Consider the following 20,233-nt stretch of genomic DNA (forward strand, 5'->3'; position numbering starts at 1 on the left):
TCGCGGTCCCCCGCCCCGCCGCGGGGGCCCCCTCCCGGGCCGGGCCCCTCGCGGGCGGCTTACCCCCCCCCCTCCCCCCCGGGGGGGGGGGGGGGGCCCCCCCCCCGCCCCCCGCCCCCCTGCGGCATTGTCGGGAGGCGAGCCCTAGTCTGCCGGGAGAACGATCACCACCCCGCTCCCGCACTCCGGAGGCCCCCGTGCCGATGCGCCTGGGACAGGGCGAAGCCGAGCCGTTCAGCGTCGTGGTGGACCCGGGCCGGTACCGGGCGGAGGCCGCGATCGCCACGCTGGTGCGCCCCGACGGCCCGGAGGGATCCCGCCCGGACACCCGGGTCGCCGCCGCGCGTCTCGTGATACGGGACACGCCGACCGTGAGCTGGGAGATGGCCGTGGACGAGGGCCAGGACCCCGCCGTCCTCGGCGAGGACGAGTTCTACGGCTACGGCGTGGACGCGGGCACCGGCTGCTTCTACGACGCCTGCGCCGACGACTCGTTCCCGGTACCGAGGACGAGGAGGGGCCGGTGTGGGCCGCGATGGAGGCGGCCGGCGACGGCCCGTCCGTCTTCCTGGCCGAGGGAGAGGACGGTCACACCCTCGCGGGCTTCACCTCCGGATGGGGCGACGGCTGCTACCCGACCTGGATCGGGCGCGACGCCGAGGGCCGGGTCACCTGTTTCGTGACGGACTTCCTCGTCGTGCCCACGGCGCTGGTGCCCGCGGCGTAGGCTCGGCCGCATGCCGATCCGCGCCGTGCTGTGGGACATCGACGACACCCTCTTCGACTACACGGGGGCCGACGCCGCCGGGCTCGCGCGGCAGCTGGAGGCCGAGGAGCTCGCGGAGCGGTACGGGACCCCCGCGCAGGCACTCGCGCTCTGGCGGGAGATCACCGACCGGCACTGGGCGCGCTTCGCCGCCGGCGAGGGCACCTTCCAGGGGCAGCGACAGGACCGGGTGCGGGAGTTCCTCGGGCAGCCCGCGATGACCGCCGACGAGGCCGACGCCTGGTTCGACCGGTACGTCGAGCACTACAAGGCCCAATGGACCGTCTTCCCGGACGTGGTGCCCGCCCTCGACGCCCTCGCCGACGGCTACCGGCACGGGGTGCTCTCCAACTCCTCCACCGCCAACCAGGACCCCAAACTGCGTCAGCTCGGCCTGCGCGACCGCTTCGAGGTGCTGGTGTGCGCCGTCGAGCTCGGCGTCAGCAAGCCCGAGGCCGGCGCCTTCCTCGCCGCCTGCGACGCGATGGGGCTGCCGCCGGGCGACGTGGCGTACGTGGGGGACCAGCCGGAGATCGACGCGCGCGGGGCCCGGGACGCCGGGCTGCTGGCCTTCTGGCTCGACCGCGACGGCGGACGCGGGGCCGGGCCCGACGGCGTGCACCGGATCGCCGGCCTCGAACAGCTGCCGGAGCTGCTGGCGCTGGATACCCGTTTTGGAGCACGGTCAGGCATCCGGTAATGTTCTTTCTGCGCCGCCGGAGCGGGCCGAAAGGCCGGACGGAGGCGCCACTCGAAAGAAAGTCCCGACAAGGGCTTGACTTTCGGTGGGGTATAGTGTAATTGGCAACACGAGGGTTTCTGGTTCCCTTATTCTAGGTTCGAGTCCTGGTACCCCAGCGCAGTGCAGCAGTAACGCAGTGCTTTGCCCCCGTTGTGTAGCGGCCTAGCACGCCGCCCTCTCAAGGCGGTAGCGCCGGTTCGAATCCGGTCGGGGGTACAGATCCTTCCCGTGAGGTGTCCTGGGTAGCTCCCGTACGTCTTGATGCAGGATCGCTAGGGCCCCCGTTGTGTAGCGGCCTAGCACGCCGCCCTCTCAAGGCGGTAGCGCCGGTTCGAATCCGGTCGGGGGTACTGTTGGTCTGGTATAGACCACCTTGGGCTATGGTGTAATTGGCAACACGAAGGTTTCTGGTTCCTTTGTTCTAGGTTCGAGTCCTGGTAGCCCAGCGCAGTGCAGCGAAAGCTGTATGGCTTGCCCCCGTTGTGTAGCGGCCTAGCACGCCGCCCTCTCAAGGCGGTAGCGCCGGTTCGAATCCGGTCGGGGGTACGCATCGAAGAGGCCCTCCGCGTTCATCGCGGAGGGCCTCTTTCGTCGTTCCCGCCCCAAGGGCTTCCGGATGTAAGTGCGGGCCCGGAGGCGCGTGTTCGGACGTGTGCGGCGTCGTACGCGCCCCCGGGCCCGGGGGAGTGAACAGGTGGGTGTGTGGAGGTCAGCCGGAGCGGCGCAGGGCCTCCGTGAGGCGGGCGGCCGCGTCTATGACGGCCTGGGCGTGCATCCGGCCCGGGTGGCGGGTCAGCCGCTCGATCGGCCCGGAGACCGATACGGAGGCCACCACACGGTTCGACGGCCCGCGCACGGGCGCCGAGACGGAGGCCACGCCGGGCTCCCGCTCGCCGATCGACTGCGCCCAGCCGCGACGCCGTACGCCCGAGAGCGCCGTCGCCGTGAAACGCGCGCCCTGGAGGCCGCGGTGGAGCCGCTCCGGCTCCTCCCATGCCATCAGGATCTGCGCGGCCGAGCCCGCCTTCATCGGGAGCGTGGAGCCCACCGGCACGGTGTCGCGGAGGCCCGAGAGCCGTTCCGCGGCCGCCACGCAGATGCGCATGTCTCCCTGACGGCGGTAGAGCTGCGCGCTCTCGCCCGTCACGTCCCGGAGGTGTGTGAGTACCGGTCCCGCCGTGGCCAGCAGACGGTCCTCGCCGGCCGCGGCGGCGAGCTCCGCCAGCCGCGGGCCGAGGATGAACCGGCCCTGCATGTCCCTCGCCACCATCCGGTGGTGTTCCAGTGCCACGGCCAGGCGATGTGCCGTGGGTCGTGCGAGCCCTGTCGCCGCGACCAGCCCGGCGAGGGTGGCCGGACCGGACTCCAGTGCGCTCAGTACCAGAGCCGCCTTGTCGAGAACGCCGACGCCGCTAGAGTTGTCCATGAAACGATATTCACGTCTCACACTGTGAAACGCAAGTTCAATTTTTCCAAGAACCAGCGAGTCTGTATGTGCGGGTCCACGAACCACTGGGTCCGAGCCGTCGTCCGGGACGTGGGGTACGGGCGATCAGGCGCACAAGATCTCTATATAGCGCCGGCACAACCGGCCGGCCGGAGGGAAAGCGATGGGTAGGACACTCGCGGAGAAGGTCTGGGACGACCATGTCGTCCGGCGCGCCGAAGGTGAGCCCGACCTCCTCTTCATTGATCTTCACCTGCTGCACGAGGTGACCAGCCCGCAGGCCTTCGAGGGCCTGCGTCAGGCCGGCCGCAAGGTCCGACGCCTCGACCTCACCATCGCGACCGAGGACCACAACACCCCCACCATCGACATCGACAAGCCGATCGCGGACCCGGTCTCCCGGGCCCAGCTGGAGACGCTGCGCAAGAACTGCGCCGAGTTCGGCGTGCGCCTGCACTCGCTGGGCGACGTCGAGCAGGGTGTCGTCCACGTCGTGGGACCGCAGCTGGGTCTGACCCAGCCCGGCACCACGGTGGTCTGCGGTGACTCCCACACCTCCACCCACGGCGCCTTCGGCGCGCTGGCCTTCGGCATCGGCACCAGCCAGGTCGAGCACGTGCTGGCCACCCAGACGCTGCCGCTGGCCCGTCCGAAGACGATGGCGATCACCGTCACCGGCGCGCTGGCCGAGGGCGTCACCGCGAAGGACCTGATCCTGGCGATCATCGCCAAGATCGGCACCGGCGGCGGACAGGGCTACATCCTGGAGTACCGCGGCGAGGCCATCGAGAACCTCTCGATGGAAGCCCGCATGACCATCTGCAACATGTCGATCGAGGCCGGCGCCCGCGCGGGCATGATCGCGCCCGACCAGACCACCTTCGACTACCTGCAGGGCCGCGACCACGCCCCCGCGGGCGAGGACTGGGACGCGGCGGTCGCGTACTGGAAGACCCTGCGCACCGACGAGGACGCGGTCTTCGACGCGGAGGTCGTCATCGACGGCACCGCGCTGTCCCCGTTCGTCACCTGGGGCACCAACCCGGGCCAGGGCGCGCCGCTGTCGGCCAACGTCCCCGACCCGGCTTCGTACGAGGACGCTTCGGAGCGCCACGCCGCCGAAAAGGCCCTGGAATACATGGGGTTGACCGCCGGCCAGCCGCTGCGCGAGATCAAGGTCGACACCGTCTTCGTAGGTTCCTGCACCAACGGCCGCATCGAGGACCTGCGTGCCGTCGCCGGGATCATCGAGGGCCGCAAAGTCGCCGACGGCGTACGGATGCTGGTCGTCCCGGGCTCGGTCCGGGTCGCCCTGCAGGCCGTGGAAGAGGGCCTGGACAAGGTCTTCAAGGAGGCCGGCGCCGAATGGCGGCACGCGGGCTGTTCGATGTGTCTGGGCATGAACCCCGACCAACTGGCCCCCGGTGAGCGCTCCGCGTCCACCTCCAACCGCAACTTCGAGGGCCGGCAGGGCAAGGGCGGGCGCACGCACCTGGTCTCCCCGCAGGTGGCCGCCGCCACCGCGGTGCTGGGCCATCTGGCCTCGCCCGCCGACCTGTCCGACGCCAACGCGACCGCCGGAGTCTGAGAACCATGGAAGCCTTCACCACCCACACCGGCCGGGCCGTCCCGCTGCGTCGCAGCAACGTCGACACCGACCAGATCATCCCGGCCCACTGGCTGAAGAAGATCACCCGCGACGGGTTCGAGGACGGGCTCTTCGAGGCCTGGCGCAAGGACCCGGAGTTCATCACCAACCGTCCGGAGCGCGCCGGGGCGACCGTGCTGGTCGCCGGCCCCGACTTCGGCACCGGTTCCTCGCGTGAGCACGCCGTCTGGGCCCTGCAGAACTTCGGCTTCAAGACGGTCATCTCCTCCCGCTTCGCCGACATCTTCCGCGGGAACTCGCTGAAGAACGGCCTGCTGACCGTCGTCCTGCCGCAGGAGACCGTCGACCGGCTGTGGGAGCTGACCGAGGCCGACCCGACCGCCGAGGTCACGGTCGACCTGGTCGCCCGCCAGGTGCGAGCGGAAGGCGTCGAGGCCGAGTTCGAGCTCGACGACAATGCCCGCTGGCGTCTGCTGGAGGGGCTGGACGACATCTCGCTCACCCTTCAGAACGAAGCGGACATCGCCACGTACGAAAGCGCCCGACCGGCCTTCAAGCCGCGCACGATTCAGGCCTGATTCCGGCCTGATCAGGGCTTATTCGCCCTTGGGTGATCACCGCGACAACACTGTGCCCCCCGCCTTCCGGCGGGGGGCACAGGCGTTTGTTGAGGCCCCGTGAGGCGACAACTCGCCCCAGATGGCACAATCTGTGCATGGAACGCGACAGTCAACTCGAGCTCTACGAGCTCGTCGCGAGCCGGCTGAAAGAAGCACACACACGGGTGCGCTCACTGCAAGTCCCGGAGGGCGTAAGGATGGCGCTGTCCCGGAAGCTGTTGGTCGTCACGGCCGCGGCGAAGCACGATCTCGCCGATGCGGCAAGACGCCTGGACAGGTTGATGAAGGACCTCGACGAGGGTCGATTCCCTGAAGGCGACTGATGCGAAGGAACTCCGTAACGGCCTACAGCGTTGCGGCACTAGGGTGATTAGCCCGTTTCGTGTTTGATTTGCGGTATATATCCGCCTAACGTGCGAAATAAGCTTGAACACATTCGTTCTGGCGAAGTCTCCGAAGGGGAAGACGTTGAACAAGGCGCAGCTCGTAGAAGCGATTGCCGACAAGCTGGGCGGCCGCCAGCAGGCCGCGGACGCTGTCGACGCGGTACTGGACGCGATCGTCCGCGCTACCGTCGGGGGCGACCGGGTCTCGGTCACGGGCTTCGGCTCGTTCGAGAAGGTCGACCGTCCGGCCCGTTACGCCCGCAACCCGCAGACCGGAGAGCGCGTCCGGGTCAAGAAGACCTCGGTGCCCCGCTTCCGTGCGGGCCAGGGGTTCAAGGACCTGGTCAGCGGCACCAAGAAGCTCCCCAAGGGCGGCGAGGTCTCGGTGAAGAAGGCGCCCAAGGGCAGCCTCACCGGTGGCGCCTCCGCGACGGTCAAGAAGGCCGCCGCGAAGAAGGCCACCACCGCCAAGAAGGCCGCGGCAAAGACCGCGGTCGCAAAGAAGGTCACGGCCAAGAAGACCACCGCCACCGCGAAGAAGGCGGCGGTGAAGAGCACGGCCACCGCGAAGAAGGCGACGGCCACGGCGAAGAAGGCCACGGCCACCGCCAAGAAGGCCACGGCGACGGCCAAGAAGACCACCGCCACCGCCAAGAAGACCGCTCCGGCGGCCAAGAAGGCCACCGCAGCGACGAAGGCGCCCGCCAAGAAGACGGCGACGCGCAAGGCCACCGCGAAGAAGACCACCGCCCGCAAGAAGTAGGGGCACGAGTCACACACGCCGGGCCGGTTTCCCCTTCGTGGGGGAAGCCGGCCCGCGGTGCGTTTTTCGCAGGTGTGCGGATGCGTACGCGCGCACCCGCGCAGGTCAGAAGGTCTGCAGCGTGACCAGGGTGATCCGCAGGCCCGGGCCCTCGCCGTCCGTCTCGATCCGGACCCGCTGTCCGGGCCGCAGCAGCCGCAGGCCGCCCGCGTCGAAGGCCGGGGCCTCGAAGGGCACCGGAGTGCCGTCGTCCAGCAGCACACTGCCGCTGCGGGTCTGGGAGTCGTACGTGTACGCGGTCGCCTGCATACCGGCACTGTATCGGGCGGTGTGACGCCCCACACCGAGGGCGAGCGCCGTCCGCAGGTCCTCCGCCGTGTCCACGTCCCGGCGCACGCTGTCGACGCCCGCCAGGGCGATTTCCACCGCCCCCGACGCCGAATGCCTGGCCCGCGACGGGCCGCCGAACGAGGGTGCCAATTCCACCTCCGGCGCCGCGGAAAGCAAGGTCGTCCCGATTCCGGCCGCATCCGCCAGAAATGCCCGGGGAAATGCGGAGGCGGTTTCGAGCACGCGTAGCAATTCGGGCGGCCGCAGCGCCGGCAGATCCGCGTTCATCGCGGCCACGGGCGCACCCGGCCGGACCGCGCGTATCGCCCGCGCTCCGTGGGCCAGCGCCGCGTTGAGCCCCGCCCCCGGGGAGTCCGGGACGATCCGCGCGCCCAGCCGGGCCAGTTCCGCACCGGCCTGCGCGTCATCCGTGACGACGACCACATCCGCGACGGCCGCGCAGGCCAGCGCCCCCGCCACGGTGTCCTGGGCGAAGGCGAGCGCGAGCCCCGGGCGGGAGGCGCCCACGGCCGCCGCGAGACGGCTCTTGGCCGTCGCCAGAGGCTTCAGCGGGACCACCAGACTCCAGACGGCGTTCGTGACGGGCCCCTTCCCTCCGGTGCGCTCCGGCACATTCACAGGCCATGGCCAGGTCATGACCGGGTCATGTGTCGGCCCATTGTCGCCCCCGCCCGGGCAGCCCGGGGTTCCGGTGCCCTGAGCGGGGCGTACGGTGTTCTCGACAGAGACCGGGCCCGGGGCGACACTTGTCCGGCCGACGAGGTGCCCAAGCTCCCCCAGCCTCCGCTGGGAGGTAGCCACCCACCGGTCCAGAGGAAAGGTGTCCGAGTGTCCCGCCGCAGAATCGGCTTCTGGTACCGCCTGGCGGCGGTCATCGCAAAACCGCCGCTGGTAGTGCTCTTCAAGCGGGACTGGCGGGGAATGGAGCACATTCCGGCCGAGGGCGGCTTTATCACCGCCGTCAATCACAACTCGTATCTGGACCCGCTGTCCTACGCGCACTTCCAGTACAACACCGGCCGGGTGCCCCGATTGCTCGCGAAGGCCGCCCTCTTCAAGGTGCCCATTGTCGGCGCGATCCTGCGCGGTTCCGGGCAGATCCCGGTCTACCGGGAGAGCACCAACGCCCTGGACGCATTCCGGGCCGCGGTGGACGCGATCGAGCGCGGCGAATGCGTGGCCTTTTACCCGGAGGGCACCCTCACCCGCGACCCCGACATGTGGCCGATGGCCGGCAAGACCGGCGCCGCCCGCGTCGCGCTGATCACCAGGGCCCCCGTCATTCCGGTGGCCCAGTGGGGCGCGAACCTCGCGATGCCGCCCTACGCCAAGGAGGACAAGGTCCGGCTCTTCCCGCGCAAGACCCTCCAGGTGCTCGCAGGACCGCCCGTGGACCTCTCCGCGTACTACGACCGGGAACCCACCCCGGACGTGCTCAAGGAGGTCACGGAGGTCATCATGGCGGCCATCACCGCGCTGCTGGAGGAAGTACGGGGAGAAGCCGCGCCCGAGCAGCCGTACGACCATCGCAAGGCCAGGGCGGAACAGCGGCGCAAGGCCGCAGGGGAGGGCAAGAAGTGACACGTCCCGTGAAGGCGACCGTCTTCGGAACCGGCTCGTGGGGCACGGCCTTCGCCATCGTGCTCGCCGACGCCGGCTGCGAGGTGACCCTGTGGGGCCGCCGCCAGGAGCTGGTCGACGCCATCAACACCGGCCGGACCAACCCGGACTACTTCCCGGACGTCGAACTGCCGGAGAACATCCGCGCCACCACCGACCCCGCGCAGGCCGCGGCGGGCGCCGACTTCACCGTCCTCGCCATCCCCTCCCAGACCCTGCGCGGCAACCTCGCCGCCTGGGCGCCGCTGCTGGCCCCCGACACCGTGCTCGTCTCCCTCATGAAGGGCATCGAACTCGGCACCGCCAAGCGGATGAGCGAGGTCATCGAGGAGGTGGCCAAGGTCCCCGCCGAGCGGATCGCGGTCGTCACCGGCCCCAACCTGGCCGCCGAGATCGCCGCCCGGCAGCCCGCCGCCTCCGTGGTCGCCTGCGCGGACGAGTCCGTCGCCCGGCGCCTCCAGGCCGCCTGCCACACCCCGTACTTCCGCCCGTACACGAGCACCGACGTCATCGGCTGCGAACTGGGCGGCGCCGTCAAGAACGTCATCGGCCTCGCCGTCGGCATCGCGGACGGCATGGGCCTGGGCGACAACACCAAGGGCTCCCTCATCACCCGCGGCCTGGCCGAAGCCACCCGCCTGGGCGTGGCGATGGGCGCCGACCCGCTCACCTTCTCCGGCCTCGCGGGCCTCGGCGACCTCGTCGCCACCTGCTCCTCGCCGCTCTCCCGGAACCACACCTTCGGCACCAACCTCGGCCGCGGGATGACCCTGGAGGAGACCATCGCGGTCACCCGGCAGACCGCCGAGGGGGTCAAGTCCTGCCAGTCCGTGGCCGATCTGGCCGGCCGCTACGGGGTCGACATGCCGATCACCGACACGGTCGTCGACATCGTCCACCACGGCAAGCCGACCCTGGTCGCGCTCAAGGAGCTGATGGGACGCAGCGCCAAACCGGAACGGCGCTGACTCCTTTCCGGACGTCTGAGCGGGTACCCTCGTGGCGATATGAGCAGCGAGAACCTCCCCCAGACCCCTGAGCAGCAGGGCCGCAAGCCCCGCGTGGCCGTCGTGTTCGGCGGCCGCAGCTCGGAACACGCCATTTCGGTCGTCACGGCGGGCGCGGTGCTGCGCTCCATCGACCGCTCCAAGTACGAGGTGCTGCCCATCGGCATCACCACGGACGGCCGGTGGGCCCTGACCGCCGACGAGCCGTCGCGGATGGCCATCGCCGACCGCAAGCTCCCGAGCGTCGAGGAGCTCGCGGACTCCGAGGACGGCAGCGTCGTGCTGTCCGTCGACCCGGCCAGCCGCGAGGTCGTCTACACCGAGCCGGGCGCCATTCCCAAGGCGCTGGGCGAGGTCGACGTCGTCTTCCCGATGCTGCACGGCCCGTACGGCGAGGACGGCACCCTCCAGGGCCTCCTGGAGCTCTCCGGCATCCCGTACGTCGGCTCCGGCGTCCTCGCCTCGGCCGTCGGCCAGGACAAGGACTACATGAAGCGGGTGTTCACCTCCTTCGGGCTGCGCGTCGGCCCGTACGTGACCATCCGCCCCCGCGAGTGGGAAGCCGACCGGGACGCCGCCGAGGCCAAGATCCTGGACTTCGCCGCCGAGCACGGCTGGCCGCTGTTCATCAAGCCGGCCCGGGCCGGCTCCTCCATCGGCATCACCAAGGTCGACGACGCCTCCGGCCTGGACGCGGCGATCCGCGAGGCCCGCCGCCACGACCCGAAGATCATCGTGGAGGCGCTGCTGCGCGGCCGCGAGATCGAGTGCGGTGTCCTGGAGTTCGAGGACGGTCCGCGCGCGAGCGTGCCCGCCGAGATCCCGCCGGTGTCCAGCCACGACTTCTACGACTTCGAGGCGAAGTACATCGACTCCGCCTCCGGGATCGTGCCCGCCCCGCTCACCGCGGAGCAGACCGCCGAGGTGCAGCGGCTCGCGATCGAGGCCTTCGAGGCCGCGTCCTGCGAGGGCTTGGTGCGCGCCGACTTCTTCCTCATTGAGGACGGCGAGTTCGTCATCAACGAGATCAACACGATGCCGGGCTTCACGCCGATCTCCATGTACCCGCGGATGTGGCAGGAGTCGGGCATCGAGTACCAGGAGCTGGTGGACCGCCTGATCCAGGCGGCCCTGCGCCGCTCCACCGGGCTGCGCTAGAGCCTCGGGGCTCCCGTACAGCCCACCGCCCGCCGGACCGCCCCTCGGGGCATGGCCGGCGGGCGGCGGTGTGCCCGGCAGGACCGCTCAGTACGAGGAGATGCCCTCGGGCACGGTCGCGGCGATCGCCGCGGACAGGCCGACCAGCATCCCCGCATCCGTGGCATGCTCCTTGTCGACCCGGACCTCCGTGTACGCCCGCCGCAGCCCGGTGGTGAACCGGAAGCCGCCGCCCGTGTCGTCGGGGAGCTTCTCCAGCAGCCAGGCCACCCCGTTGACGTGGACCCCGTCCTGCTTCGGATCCGCCATCTCGGCGGGCTTGGGGATACCGCACCGCAGTACGATCGCCGAGCCGCCCCATGCGGCGGTCAGATCGGACTCCGGTGCGGTCTCGGTCCGCGCCAGGCCGGCCACCTTCTCCGGGAGCTCCTTGTGCAGCGCTGCACAGAACCCCGCGACGTCGGCGGGCGGCGTGGGCGGCGGGTCCACCCGGGCCTCGGAATCACCCGGGGCACAGCCCGCCAGGGCCAGCAGGGCCGAGAAGGCGGGCAGGACCAGCAGACGGACGGGCCGGCGGTGGAGGGACATCACCGGCCAAGAGTAGACGGGGGCTACAGATGGACCACCGGGCAGGTCAAGGTGCGGGTGATCCCCTCCACCTGCTGGACCTTGGCCACGACCATGCGGCCGAGCTCGTCCACGGTGTCGGCCTGGGCGCGCACGATCACGTCGTACGGGCCCGTCACGTCCTCGGCCTGGATCACCCCCGGGATCTGGCCGATGGACTCGGCGACGAACGACGCCTTGCCCACTTCGGTCTGGATGAGGATGTACGCCTGTACCACGGAACCTCCAGGGCGGCCACGAGGATCATTTCCCCTAACCTTCGGGTGGACCCCACACGAGGGACGGGGCCGGGGGAAGAAGGGACGCCACGGTACCGCGTCGCCGCGCGCCACGGGGAGACCCGGGAGCCCGGCGCCACGCACGGCGGGGCGTACGGAGAGCAGAAGTTGACGTATCTGTTGACGGTACCCAGAGCTGTGACGGCTCGCGACCGCAAGCGGACTGGGCAAGAAGGGGCACAGCGATGAAGGGCACTGTGGGCGAGCTGGGGGAGTTCGGGCTCATTCGAGAGCTCACCTCACGGCTCACCACCACCCCGGCGGTCCGGCTCGGTCCGGGCGACGACGCCGCGGTGGTGTCGGCCCCCGACCGACGGGTCGTGGCGAGCACCGACATCCTGCTGGAGGGCAGGCACTTCCGGCGCGACTGGTCCACGGCCTACGACGTCGGCCGCAAGGCCGCCGCGCAGAACCTCGCCGACATCGCCGCCATGGGCGCGGTGCCGACCGCACTGCTCCTCGGCCTCGTCGTCCCGGCCGAACTCCCGGTCACCTGGCCCACCGAGCTGATGGACGGCATCCGCGACGAGTGCCAGGTCGCCGGCGCGGCCGTGGTCGGCGGGGACGTCGTCCGCGGCGACACCATCACCGTGGCCATCACCGCCCTCGGCGACCTGCGCAACCACGAGCCCGTGCTGCGCTCCGGAGCCCAGCCCGGCGACGTCGTCGCCGTGACCGGCTGGCTCGGCTGGTCCGCGGCCGGCTTCGCGGTGCTCTCCCGCGGCTTCCGCTCCCCGCGGGCCTTCGTGGAGGCCCACCGGCGCCCCGAGCCGCCGTACCACGCGGGCCCCGCCGCCGCCGGGCTCGGCGCCACCGCCATGACCGACGTCAGCGACGGCCTGATCGCCGACCTCGGGCACATCGCCGAGGCCAGCAAGGTACGGATCGACCTGCGCTCGGCGTCCGTCGACATCCCGACGCAGATGCACGACATCGGGCAGGCCGTCGGCGTGGACCCGCTCCAGTGGGTGCTCACCGGGGGAGAGGACCACGCGATCGTGGCCACCTTCCCGCCCGACGTGAAGCTCCCCGCCCGCTGGAAGGTCATCGGCGAGGTCCTGAACCGCTCCGCGCTGCCCCAGGTGACCGTGGACGGCGCCCCCTGGACCAGCACCGGCGGCTGGGACCACTTCGGCGCCGACCCGGCCGTCCAGGACGGTCCGGCGTGAGCGTCGCGCCGCCGCTGTGCCTGACCGTCGCCGGATCCGACTCCGGCGGCGGCGCGGGCATCCAGGCCGACCTCAAGACCATGCTCGCGCTCGGCGTGCACGGGATGAGCGTGGTGACAGCCGTGACCGCGCAGAACTCCCTCGGGGTACGGGGAGCCTGGGAGCTGCCCGCGGAGGCCGTCACGGCCCAGTACCGGGCCGTCGTGGACGACATCGGCGTCCAGGCCGTGAAGACCGGGATGCTGTCCTCCGCCGTGCTCGTGGAGACGGTGGCGGCGCTGCTCGCCGGCACCCCCGCCCCGGCCGTCGTGGACCCCGTGGGCGTCTCCAAGCACGGGGACGCGCTGCTCGCCGCCTCGGCGCTGGACGCCGTACGCCAGGAGCTGCTGCCGCGGGCCACCGTGGCCACGCCCAACCTGGACGAGGTGGCGCAGCTCACGGGCGTGCTGGTGGAGACCGAGGACGACATGCGGCGGGCCGCCGACGCGGTCCTCGGCTACGGGCCCCGGTGGGCGCTCATCAAGGGCGGACACCTGGCGGCGCACGGCGACGAGGCCGTGGACCTGCTCACCGACGGGACCGAGGAGCGCTGGCTCCGGGCCCCCCGGTACGACAACCGGCACACCCACGGCACGGGCTGCACCCTCGCGAGCGCGATCGCGGCGGGCCTGGCGAAGGGCCTGGCCGTCCCCGAGGCGGTCACGGCCGCCAAGGAGTACGTCACGGGCGCCATCGCCGCCGGCTTCCCGCTCGGCGCGGGCATCGGCCCGGTCGATCACGCCTGGCAGTGGCGCTGAAGCCCTCCGGAATCCGGCCAGGGCAAGGCAAAAGGCCGGTTCACCAGAGGTGAACCGGCCTTCTTGGCAACCGGAAGGGGCTGCGCGAGGACGGGTGGCGTCAGCGCGAGACCTTGCCGGCCTTGATGCACGAGGTGCAGGCGTTGAGGCGCTTCGGCGTCCCATTGACCACGGCACGGACGCGCTGGATGTTCGGGTTCCAGCGACGCGAGGTGCGGCGGTGCGAGTGGGAGATGTTGTTGCCGAAGCTCGGCCCCTTGGCGCAAACGTCGCAGTTGGCAGCCACAGGTCACTCCAAAGACTTCAGATGCAATTACAGTGAAACCGGCGCACCGGAATCAGAGATCTGAAGTGGTTTGCCGGGGGAATGGCCCGACTCTCATCGGGCAACCGGAGCAGCATACAACGACTGCGTCCGTCCAAGAAAACTACCATGGCCGCCGCCGGCTCCGCCCCGCGGTCCGGACGCCCGGGCGGTCCTTGGTTACCCTGCGGTGAACCCCGGCCCGCACAAGGAGGAACGCCCGGTGCCGTACGAGCCTGCACCGCACACCCTCGACGCCGAAGCGGTGCGCACCTGGAGCTCGCTGGCCGTGGCCGCACTGGGCCGGGCCCGCGAGGACATCGACGCGATCAACGTCTACCCGGTGGCCGACGCCGACACCGGCACCAACCTCTGGCTCACCGCCGAAGCCGCCGACCGGGCCCTCGCCGAGGTCTTCGCGAAGCCCGCCCCCGGCATGACGGACGCCACACCGGAAACCTCCCTGGCCCGGGCCGTACGGGCGTACGCGCACGGCGCGCTGATCGGGGCCCGGGGGAACTCCGGGACGATCCTGGCGCAGCTGCTGCGCGGGGTGGCCGACGTACTGGGCGAGGAGCCCGGGGAGCCCGGGGAGGAGCGCGGGTCCGGCCGGCGGCTGGCCCAGGCGCTGACCCGGGCCGCGCAGGAGGCGTACCAGGCCGTCGCGCACCCGGTGGAGGGCACCATGCTCACCGTCGCCGCCGCGGCCGCCCGGGCCGGCGAGACGGCGCAGGCCGCCACCGGGACCGCCGCCGACGTGGCCCGGGCCGCCTACGACGCCGCCCGCGAGGCGCTGGCCGAGACCCCGGGGCAGCTGGCCGCGCTGGGCCGGGCCGGGGTGGTCGACGCCGGGGGCTGCGGGCTGGTCGCCGTGCTCGGGGCCCTGTGGCAGGCGCTGTCCGGCGTGGAGCCGTCCGCCGAGCCGGTGCCCGGCCGGGCCGTGTCCGTGCCGCAGCCGCCGGACCCGTGCGAGCAGCCGGACGCCGGGCCGGCGTACGAGGTGGTCTACCTGCTGGAGGCCTCCGACGCGGCCGTCGGGGAGCTGCGCACGCGGCTCGACGGGCTCGGCGACTCCCTGGTCGTGGTCGGCGGCGAGGGGCTGTGGAACGTCCACGTCCACGTGGACGACCCCGGCGCGGCCGTGGAGGCGGGGGTCGTCGCCGGACGGCCGTACCGGATACGCATCACGCACTTCGGCGACGAGCGGCGCCGGGCGCGCGGCGAGCGCGTCCAGCGGGCCGTCGTCGCGGTGGTCCCCGGCGAAGGACTGGCCGGGCTGTGCGGGGAGGCGGGCGCGACCACCGTGCTCGCGCCCCCCGGCGAGGTCCCGGCGGTCTCCGCACTGGTCGAGGCCATCCGGCGGGCGCACGCCCGCGAGGTGGTGCTCCTGCCGGGCGGCGCCGAACTGCGCGCGACCGCGGCCGCGGCGGCCGAACAGGCCCGCGCCGACGGCGTGCGGGTCGCCGTGATCCCCACCCGGTCCGCGGTCCAGGGCCTGGCGGCCCTCGCCGTGCACGACCCGGAGGGCAGCTTCGACGAGGACGTGGTCGCCATGACGGCCGCGGCCGGCGCCACCCGCTACGGGGAGCTGGCCGTCGCCGAACGGCAGTCCTTCACCTCGGCCGGCATCTGCCAGGCGGGCGATGTGCTCGGCCTCATCGACGGGGACGTCGCCGTCATCGGCTCGGGCCTCACCGAGACCGCCGAGGCCGTCCTGGAACGGATGCTGGGCTCCGGCGGCGAACTCGTCACCCTCGTCCTGGGACCCGAGGTGCCGGACACCCTCGCCGAGCGCCTGGAGGCGTACGTCCAGCAGGGGCACCTGGCCGTGGACACCGTCACCTACAGGGGCGGCCGGTACTCGGCCCCGCTCCTCATCGGCGTCGAGTAGCGGTCGAGTAGGGGTCGGGCGGGGTCGAAGGCCCCTCTTGTCAGCGGCATGGTGTGCAATGAACACGTGCCCGCGCTCGACGAAGACCTCAAGAAGACGCTCGGCCCCGCCACCGCCAAGGTGCTGGCCGAGCAGCTCGGCCTGCACACGGCCCTGGACCTGCTCCACCACTACCCCCGGCGGTACGCCGAGCGCGGTGAGCTGACCTCGCTGGCCGAGCTCGCCGACCAGATCGACGAGCACGTGACCGTCGTCGCGCAGGTCGCCGACGCCCGCGTCCTGACCTTCAACGGGGGCCGCGGGAAACGCCTCGAAGTGACGATCACCGATGGCAGCGGCCGGCTCCAGCTGGTCTTCTTCGGCGCCGGCGTCCACAAACCGCACAAGGACCTGCTGCCGGGCACCCGCGCGATGTTCGCGGGCAAGGTCGGGATGTTCAACCGCAAGCTCCAGCTCTCGCACCCCGCGTACGAGCCGCTGAGCACGGACGCCTCCGACCGGGACGCCGCCACCGCCTTCGCCAACCAGCTCATCCCGATCTACCCGGCCTGCGCGAAGCTGGAGTCCTGGAAGATCGCCAAATGCGTGGACGCGGTGCTGCCCAGCGCCCAGGAGGCCGTGGATCCGCTGCCGCCCGCCCTGCGCGAGGGCCGCGGGCTGATCCCGCTCACCGAGGCCCTGCTGAAGATCCACCGGCCCGGCACCAAGGCCGACATCGAGGACGCCCGCCAACGCCTGAAGTGGGACGAGGCCTTCGTCCTCCAGGTCGCCCTGGCCCGCCGCCGCCACGCCGACTCCCAGCTCCCGGCCGTCCCCCGGCGCCCCGCCCCCGCCGGCCTGCTCGACTCCTTCGACGCGAAGCTCCCCTTCACGCTCACCGAAGGCCAGCAGACCGTCTCGAAGGAGATCTTCGACGACCTGGCCACCAGCCACCCCATGCACCGCCTCCTGCAGGGCGAGGTCGGAAGCGGGAAGACGATGGTGGCCCTGCGGGCGATGCTCGCCGTCGTCGACTCCGGCGGCCAGGCCGCGATGCTCGCGCCCACCGAGGTGCTCGCGCAGCAGCACCACCGGTCCATCACCGAGATGATGGGCGAGCTCGCCGAGGGAGGCATGCTCGGCGGCTCCGACCAGGGCACCAAGGTGGTGCTGCTGACCGGATCGATGGGGATGCCCGCGCGGCGCCAGGCGCTGCTCGACCTGGTCACCGGCGAGGCCGGGATCGTCATCGGGACGCACGCGCTGATCGAGGACAAGGTGCAGTTCCACGACCTCGGCCTGGTCGTCGTCGACGAACAGCACCGCTTCGGCGTCGAGCAGCGCGACGCGCTCCGGTCGAAGGGGAAGCAGCCGCCGCACCTGCTGGTCATGACCGCGACCCCCATCCCGCGCACCGTCGCGATGACCGTCTTCGGCGATCTGGAGACCTCCGTCCTCGACCAGCTGCCCGCCGGCCGCTCGCCGATCGCCACCCACGTGGTGCCCGCCAAGGACAAGCCGCACTTCCTCACCCGGGCCTGGGAGCGGGTCCGCGAGGAAGTTGAGAACGGCCACCAGGCGTACGTGGTCTGCCCGCGCATCGGCGACGCGGAGGACGAGCCCAAGAAGAAGAAGGCCTCCGCCGAGGACGAGGCCGAGAAGCGGCCGCCCCTCGCCGTCCTGGAGATCGCCGAGCAGCTCACGCGCGGCCCGCTCGCCGGGTTGGGCGTCGAGGTGCTGCACGGGCGGATGGACCCCGCCGACAAGGACGACGTCATGCGCCGCTTCGCCGCCGGCGAGGTCAAGGTGCTGGTCGCCACGACGGTCATCGAGGTCGGGGTGAACGTCCCCAACTCCACCGTCATGGTGATCATGGACGCGGACCGGTTCGGCGTCTCCCAGCTCCACCAGCTGCGCGGCCGCGTCGGCCGCGGCTCCGCGCCCGGCCTGTGCCTGCTGGTCAGCGAGATGCACGAGGCGAGCCCCGCCCGGGCCCGGCTGGCCGCGGTCGCCGCCACCCTCGACGGCTTCGAGCTCTCCCGGATCGACCTGGAACAGCGCCGCGAGGGCGACGTGCTGGGCCAGGCCCAGTCGGGCGTCCGCTCCAGCCTGCGGATGCTCGCCGTCATCGAGGACGAGGAGGTCATCGCCCAGGCCCGGGAGGAGGCCACCCGCGTCGTCGCCGAGGATCCCGAACTGGAGCGGCTGCCGGGCCTGCGGACGGCCCTGGACGCCCTGCTGGACACCGAGCGCGAGCAGTACCTGGAGAAGGGCTGAGCGGCACGACCTATCGTTGGAGTGCCGCGGCACCGCCGCGGCACCCACCCACCGCCGTACCGAAGGACCCCAGATGACCCGCGTGATCGCCGGCAGCGCCGGCGGGCGACGGCTGGCCGTGCCCCCCGGCACCGGCACCCGTCCGACCTCGGACCGGATGCGCGAAGGCCTCTTCTCCACCTGGGAGTCCCTGCACGGCGTCGAAGGGGCCCGGGTCCTCGACCTCTACGCGGGCTCCGGCGCCGTCGGGCTGGAGTCCCTCTCCCGCGGCGCGGCGCACGCGCTGCTGGTCGAGACCGACCCCAAGGCCGCCAAGTCGATCCGCGACAACATCAAGGCGGTGGGCCTGCCCGGGGCCGAGTTCCGGTCGGGCAGGGCCGAGCAGGTCATCGCGGGCGCGGCGGGCGGGGACCCGTACGACATCGTCTTCCTGGACCCCCCGTACGCGGTCGGCAGCGACGATCTTCGCGAGATCCTCCTCACACTCCGGTCCAATGGCTGGCTCACGGACGATGCGCTCGTCACCGTGGAACGCAGCACCAGGAGCGGCGCCTTCCCGTGGCCCGACGGGTTCGAGCCGCTCCGGTCCCGGAAGTACGGCGAGGGCACCCTTTGGTACGGTCGCGCCGCTTTCACCAGCGAAGACTCATGAACGAGGGAGCTCAAGTGCGCCGCGCCGTCTGTCCGGGATCCTTCGATCCCATCACCAACGGACACCTCGACATCATCGGACGCGCCTCCAGGCTCTACGACGTCGTCCACGTGGCCGTGATGATCAACCAGTCCAAGCAGGGGCTGTTCACCGTCGAGGAGCGGATCGAGCTGATCCGCGAGGCGACCGCCGACTACGGGAACATCCAGGTCGAGTCCTTCCACGGCCTGCTCGTCGACTTCTGCAAGCAGCGGGACATCCCGGCCATCGTCAAGGGCCTGCGCGCCGTCAGCGACTTCGACTACGAGCTCCAGATGGCCCAGATGAACATGGGCTTGTCGGGCGTCGAAACGCTGTTCGTGCCGACCAACCCCACCTACAGCTTCCTGTCCTCCTCGCTGGTCAAGGAGGTCGCGGCCTGGGGCGGCGACGTCGCCCACCTGCTGCCGGCGCACGTGCACACGGCGCTGATGGAGCGGCTGCGCAACCGCTGACCGTCTGACGACCCGTCAGTCAGTGTCGGGGGCCCGCCCCGTGGCCTTACAGTCGTCCCGTCCTACTCGGGAACCGCCCGAGGCCGAGAGAGTGCGAGCCCCCATGGACGTGCAGAAGAAGCTCGACGAGATCGTCGCGTCCGTCGGCGGCGCCCGGTCCATGCCCATGTCGGCCTCCTGCGTGATCAACCGCGCCGAGCTGCTCGCGCAGCTCGAAGAGGTGCGCGAGGCCCTGCCCGGCTCCCTCGCGCAGGCGCAGGAGCTCATCGGCGGCCGGGAGCAGATGGTCGAGGAGGCCCGCCGGGAGGCGGAGCGGATCATCGAGTCCGCCCACAACCAGCGCGGCTCGCTCATCTCCGACACCGAGGTCGCGCGGCGCTCCCAGGCCGAGGCGGACCGGATCCTGGACGAGGCCCGCCGGGAGGCGGAGGAGATCCGGGCCGAGGCCGACGACTACGTCGACAGCAAGCTCGCGAACTTCGAGGTCGTGCTCACCAAGACCATCGGCTCGGTGGACCGGGGCCGCGAGAAGCTGCTGGGCCGCGGCCCTGGGCTGGACGAGCACGCTTACGGGGACCCCGACTACGCGGAGGCCCCCGAGCGCAGCCACGACCCCGAGACGCAGCGGCAGCAGGCGGACGCGTACGTGGACACCAAGCTGGCGACCTTCGAGGCGGTGCTCTCCAAGACCCTGGAGGCCGTCGGGCGCGGCCGGCAGAAGCTGCTGGGCCGGGTGCCGACGGACGACCTCGGCGCGCACATGGCCGCCCAGGACGCGGCGGCCGGGCAGTCCTCCCGCTCGGCGAGCGACGCGGACTTCCTGGCGGGCCTGGCCGAACCGGTCGCCCCGGCGGCCGCGCAGATCCCGGCGCAGGCGGAACCCGTGTACGACATGTACTCCGGCCAGGGCGCCGACTCCGCCGGGGCGGCCTACACGGGCTCCTATGCCGGGCAGCCGGACGCGTACGCCTACGCGGACCCCTACACCGGGACCGACGGCGCGGGTGTGGCCTACGGGGCGCCCTACGCCGGGCAGCAGCCCGACCCGTACGCCGGCTACCACCAGGTCCAGCAGCCCGACCCGTACGCCGGCTACCAGCAGCCCCAGGCCCCGCAGGCCGCCCAGGCGCCGCAGGCCGGGCTCGACGAGACCAGCCTCTTCGACACGAGCATGATCAACCTGGACCAGCTGCGCCAGTACGAACAGGGGCGCTAGCACCGGATTGGGCGCTGGGCGCCGCGCCGGGTATCCTGGCTCTTCGGTCGCGCGTATGCACCGCGATCAGTGCTGCCCTT

General features: G+C 71.6%; 20 protein-coding genes, 5 tRNA genes and 2 pseudogenes. 22 read left to right on the plus strand and 5 right to left on the minus strand.

From position 1 onward, the window contains the following. Positions 1-203: 203 nt before the first annotated feature. From ACFWBN_RS14750 to ACFWBN_RS14785, 8 genes and pseudogenes are all read left to right on the plus strand, one after another. A pseudogene (locus ACFWBN_RS14750) lies at positions 204-437 on the plus strand (DUF4241 domain-containing protein); the annotation flags it as partial. Positions 438-523: 86 nt separating this feature from the next. Beyond that, on the plus strand, positions 524-727 hold the full coding sequence (locus ACFWBN_RS14755) for a DUF4241 domain-containing protein (RefSeq protein ID WP_385176202.1): 204 nt from the start codon (positions 524-526) through the stop codon (positions 725-727). A 10-nt stretch (positions 728-737) separates the two neighbouring features. Continuing rightward, positions 738-1,466 (plus strand): HAD family hydrolase, encoded by a 729-nt coding sequence (locus tag ACFWBN_RS14760; protein ID WP_385176205.1) that lies wholly within the window; start codon positions 738-740, stop codon positions 1,464-1,466. An 86-nt stretch (positions 1,467-1,552) separates the two neighbouring features. Then, positions 1,553-1,624: transfer RNA gene (locus ACFWBN_RS14765), tRNA-Gln, on the plus strand. A gap of 27 nt (positions 1,625-1,651) precedes the next feature. After that, a tRNA-Glu gene (locus ACFWBN_RS14770) sits at positions 1,652-1,724 on the plus strand. A 61-nt stretch (positions 1,725-1,785) separates the two neighbouring features. Then, positions 1,786-1,858: transfer RNA gene (locus ACFWBN_RS14775), tRNA-Glu, on the plus strand. A gap of 24 nt (positions 1,859-1,882) precedes the next feature. Beyond that, positions 1,883-1,954: transfer RNA gene (locus ACFWBN_RS14780), tRNA-Gln, on the plus strand. Positions 1,955-1,981: 27 nt separating this feature from the next. Further along, positions 1,982-2,054 (plus strand) — tRNA-Glu (locus ACFWBN_RS14785). A 163-nt stretch (positions 2,055-2,217) separates the two neighbouring features. Here ACFWBN_RS14785 and ndgR read toward each other — a convergent pair. Continuing rightward, positions 2,218-2,934 carry an IclR family transcriptional regulator NdgR gene (gene ndgR / locus ACFWBN_RS14790; RefSeq protein ID WP_007266782.1) on the minus strand — a complete coding sequence of 239 codons (717 nt, stop codon included), beginning with the start codon at positions 2,932-2,934 and terminating at the stop codon, positions 2,218-2,220. A gap of 184 nt (positions 2,935-3,118) precedes the next feature. Here ndgR and leuC point away from each other — a divergent pair, with 184 nt between their 5' ends. The 4 genes from leuC to ACFWBN_RS14810 all read left to right on the plus strand — a co-directional run bounded on the left by leuC (position 3,119) and on the right by ACFWBN_RS14810 (position 6,333). Continuing rightward, complete coding sequence (gene leuC / locus ACFWBN_RS14795) at positions 3,119-4,543, plus strand: 3-isopropylmalate dehydratase large subunit (protein WP_385176209.1); 1,425 nt, start codon at positions 3,119-3,121, stop codon at positions 4,541-4,543. Positions 4,544-4,548: 5 nt separating this feature from the next. Next, a complete protein-coding gene (gene leuD / locus ACFWBN_RS14800; protein ID WP_385176211.1) occupies positions 4,549-5,142 on the plus strand; it encodes a 3-isopropylmalate dehydratase small subunit in 594 nt (197 codons plus the stop codon). 137 nt (positions 5,143-5,279) lie between these two features. Next, complete coding sequence (locus ACFWBN_RS14805; RefSeq protein ID WP_385176214.1) at positions 5,280-5,507, plus strand: hypothetical protein; 228 nt, start codon at positions 5,280-5,282, stop codon at positions 5,505-5,507. A 145-nt stretch (positions 5,508-5,652) separates the two neighbouring features. Beyond that, positions 5,653-6,333, plus strand: coding sequence for an HU family DNA-binding protein (locus tag ACFWBN_RS14810; protein WP_385176217.1), 681 nt, complete (start codon positions 5,653-5,655; stop codon positions 6,331-6,333). Positions 6,334-6,639: 306 nt separating this feature from the next. Here the strand turns inward: ACFWBN_RS14810 and cofC are convergent. Further along, positions 6,640-7,296 (minus strand): annotated as a pseudogene (gene cofC / locus ACFWBN_RS14815) (2-phospho-L-lactate guanylyltransferase); the annotation flags it as partial. Positions 7,297-7,512: 216 nt separating this feature from the next. Here cofC and ACFWBN_RS14820 point away from each other — a divergent pair. The 3 genes from ACFWBN_RS14820 to ACFWBN_RS14830 are packed head-to-tail and all read left to right on the plus strand — an operon-like array spanning position 7,513 to position 10,469. Next, entirely contained in the window at positions 7,513-8,265 is a 753-nt protein-coding gene (locus ACFWBN_RS14820) for a lysophospholipid acyltransferase family protein (RefSeq protein WP_385176220.1), read from the plus strand. Next, positions 8,262-9,272, plus strand: a complete 1,011-nt coding sequence (locus ACFWBN_RS14825) for an NAD(P)H-dependent glycerol-3-phosphate dehydrogenase (protein WP_385176223.1) — start codon at positions 8,262-8,264, stop codon at positions 9,270-9,272. The genes ACFWBN_RS14820 and ACFWBN_RS14825 overlap by 4 nt, the downstream gene beginning before the upstream one ends. Positions 9,273-9,311: 39 nt before the next feature. After that, on the plus strand, positions 9,312-10,469 hold the full coding sequence (locus tag ACFWBN_RS14830) for a D-alanine--D-alanine ligase family protein (RefSeq protein WP_385176226.1): 1,158 nt from the start codon (positions 9,312-9,314) through the stop codon (positions 10,467-10,469). Between the two features lie 87 nt (positions 10,470-10,556). On the opposite strand, the gene ACFWBN_RS14835 is transcribed toward ACFWBN_RS14830, so the two are convergent. Further along, on the minus strand, positions 10,557-11,057 hold the full coding sequence (locus ACFWBN_RS14835) for a DUF3515 domain-containing protein (protein ID WP_385176229.1): 501 nt from the start codon (positions 11,055-11,057) through the stop codon (positions 10,557-10,559). A 23-nt stretch (positions 11,058-11,080) separates the two neighbouring features. Further along, entirely contained in the window at positions 11,081-11,314 is a 234-nt protein-coding gene (locus ACFWBN_RS14840; protein WP_030028650.1) for an Lrp/AsnC family transcriptional regulator, read from the minus strand. 245 nt (positions 11,315-11,559) lie between these two features. Between ACFWBN_RS14840 and ACFWBN_RS14845 the strand changes: the two genes are divergently transcribed. Together ACFWBN_RS14845 and thiD are read left to right on the plus strand one after the other, a co-directional pair. Beyond that, positions 11,560-12,543, plus strand: coding sequence for a thiamine-phosphate kinase (locus tag ACFWBN_RS14845; RefSeq protein ID WP_385176232.1), 984 nt, complete (start codon positions 11,560-11,562; stop codon positions 12,541-12,543). Beyond that, positions 12,540-13,340, plus strand: coding sequence for a bifunctional hydroxymethylpyrimidine kinase/phosphomethylpyrimidine kinase (gene thiD / locus ACFWBN_RS14850; RefSeq protein ID WP_385176235.1), 801 nt, complete (start codon positions 12,540-12,542; stop codon positions 13,338-13,340). The genes ACFWBN_RS14845 and thiD overlap by 4 nt, the downstream gene beginning before the upstream one ends. Positions 13,341-13,440: 100 nt before the next feature. On the opposite strand, the gene rpmB is transcribed toward thiD, so the two are convergent. After that, complete coding sequence (gene rpmB / locus ACFWBN_RS14855; protein WP_007266795.1) at positions 13,441-13,626, minus strand: 50S ribosomal protein L28; 186 nt, start codon at positions 13,624-13,626, stop codon at positions 13,441-13,443. Positions 13,627-13,867: 241 nt separating this feature from the next. Here rpmB and ACFWBN_RS14860 point away from each other — a divergent pair, with 241 nt between their 5' ends. From ACFWBN_RS14860 to ACFWBN_RS14880, 5 genes are all read left to right on the plus strand, one after another. Then, positions 13,868-15,535, plus strand: a complete 1,668-nt coding sequence (locus ACFWBN_RS14860) for a DAK2 domain-containing protein (RefSeq protein WP_385176239.1) — start codon at positions 13,868-13,870, stop codon at positions 15,533-15,535. A 48-nt stretch (positions 15,536-15,583) separates the two neighbouring features. Then, positions 15,584-17,791, plus strand: a complete 2,208-nt coding sequence (recG, locus tag ACFWBN_RS14865; protein ID WP_385176241.1) for an ATP-dependent DNA helicase RecG — start codon at positions 15,584-15,586, stop codon at positions 17,789-17,791. A 73-nt stretch (positions 17,792-17,864) separates the two neighbouring features. Next, positions 17,865-18,443: a 16S rRNA (guanine(966)-N(2))-methyltransferase RsmD gene (gene rsmD / locus ACFWBN_RS14870; RefSeq protein ID WP_385176244.1), complete on the plus strand. Its 579-nt coding sequence runs from the start codon at positions 17,865-17,867 to the stop codon at positions 18,441-18,443. Positions 18,444-18,457: 14 nt separating this feature from the next. Then, entirely contained in the window at positions 18,458-18,937 is a 480-nt protein-coding gene (coaD, locus tag ACFWBN_RS14875; RefSeq protein WP_385176599.1) for a pantetheine-phosphate adenylyltransferase, read from the plus strand. Between the two features lie 103 nt (positions 18,938-19,040). Then, the gene (locus tag ACFWBN_RS14880) at positions 19,041-20,153 is read left to right on the plus strand and encodes a DivIVA domain-containing protein (RefSeq protein WP_385176247.1); all 1,113 of its coding nucleotides are present in this window, start codon (positions 19,041-19,043) and stop codon (positions 20,151-20,153) included. Positions 20,154-20,233: the final 80 nt, after the last annotated feature.

The sequence above is a fragment of the Streptomyces sp. NPDC059989 genome, assembly GCF_042736975.1.
In the GTDB taxonomy this organism is placed as follows: domain Bacteria; phylum Actinomycetota; class Actinomycetes; order Streptomycetales; family Streptomycetaceae; genus Streptomyces.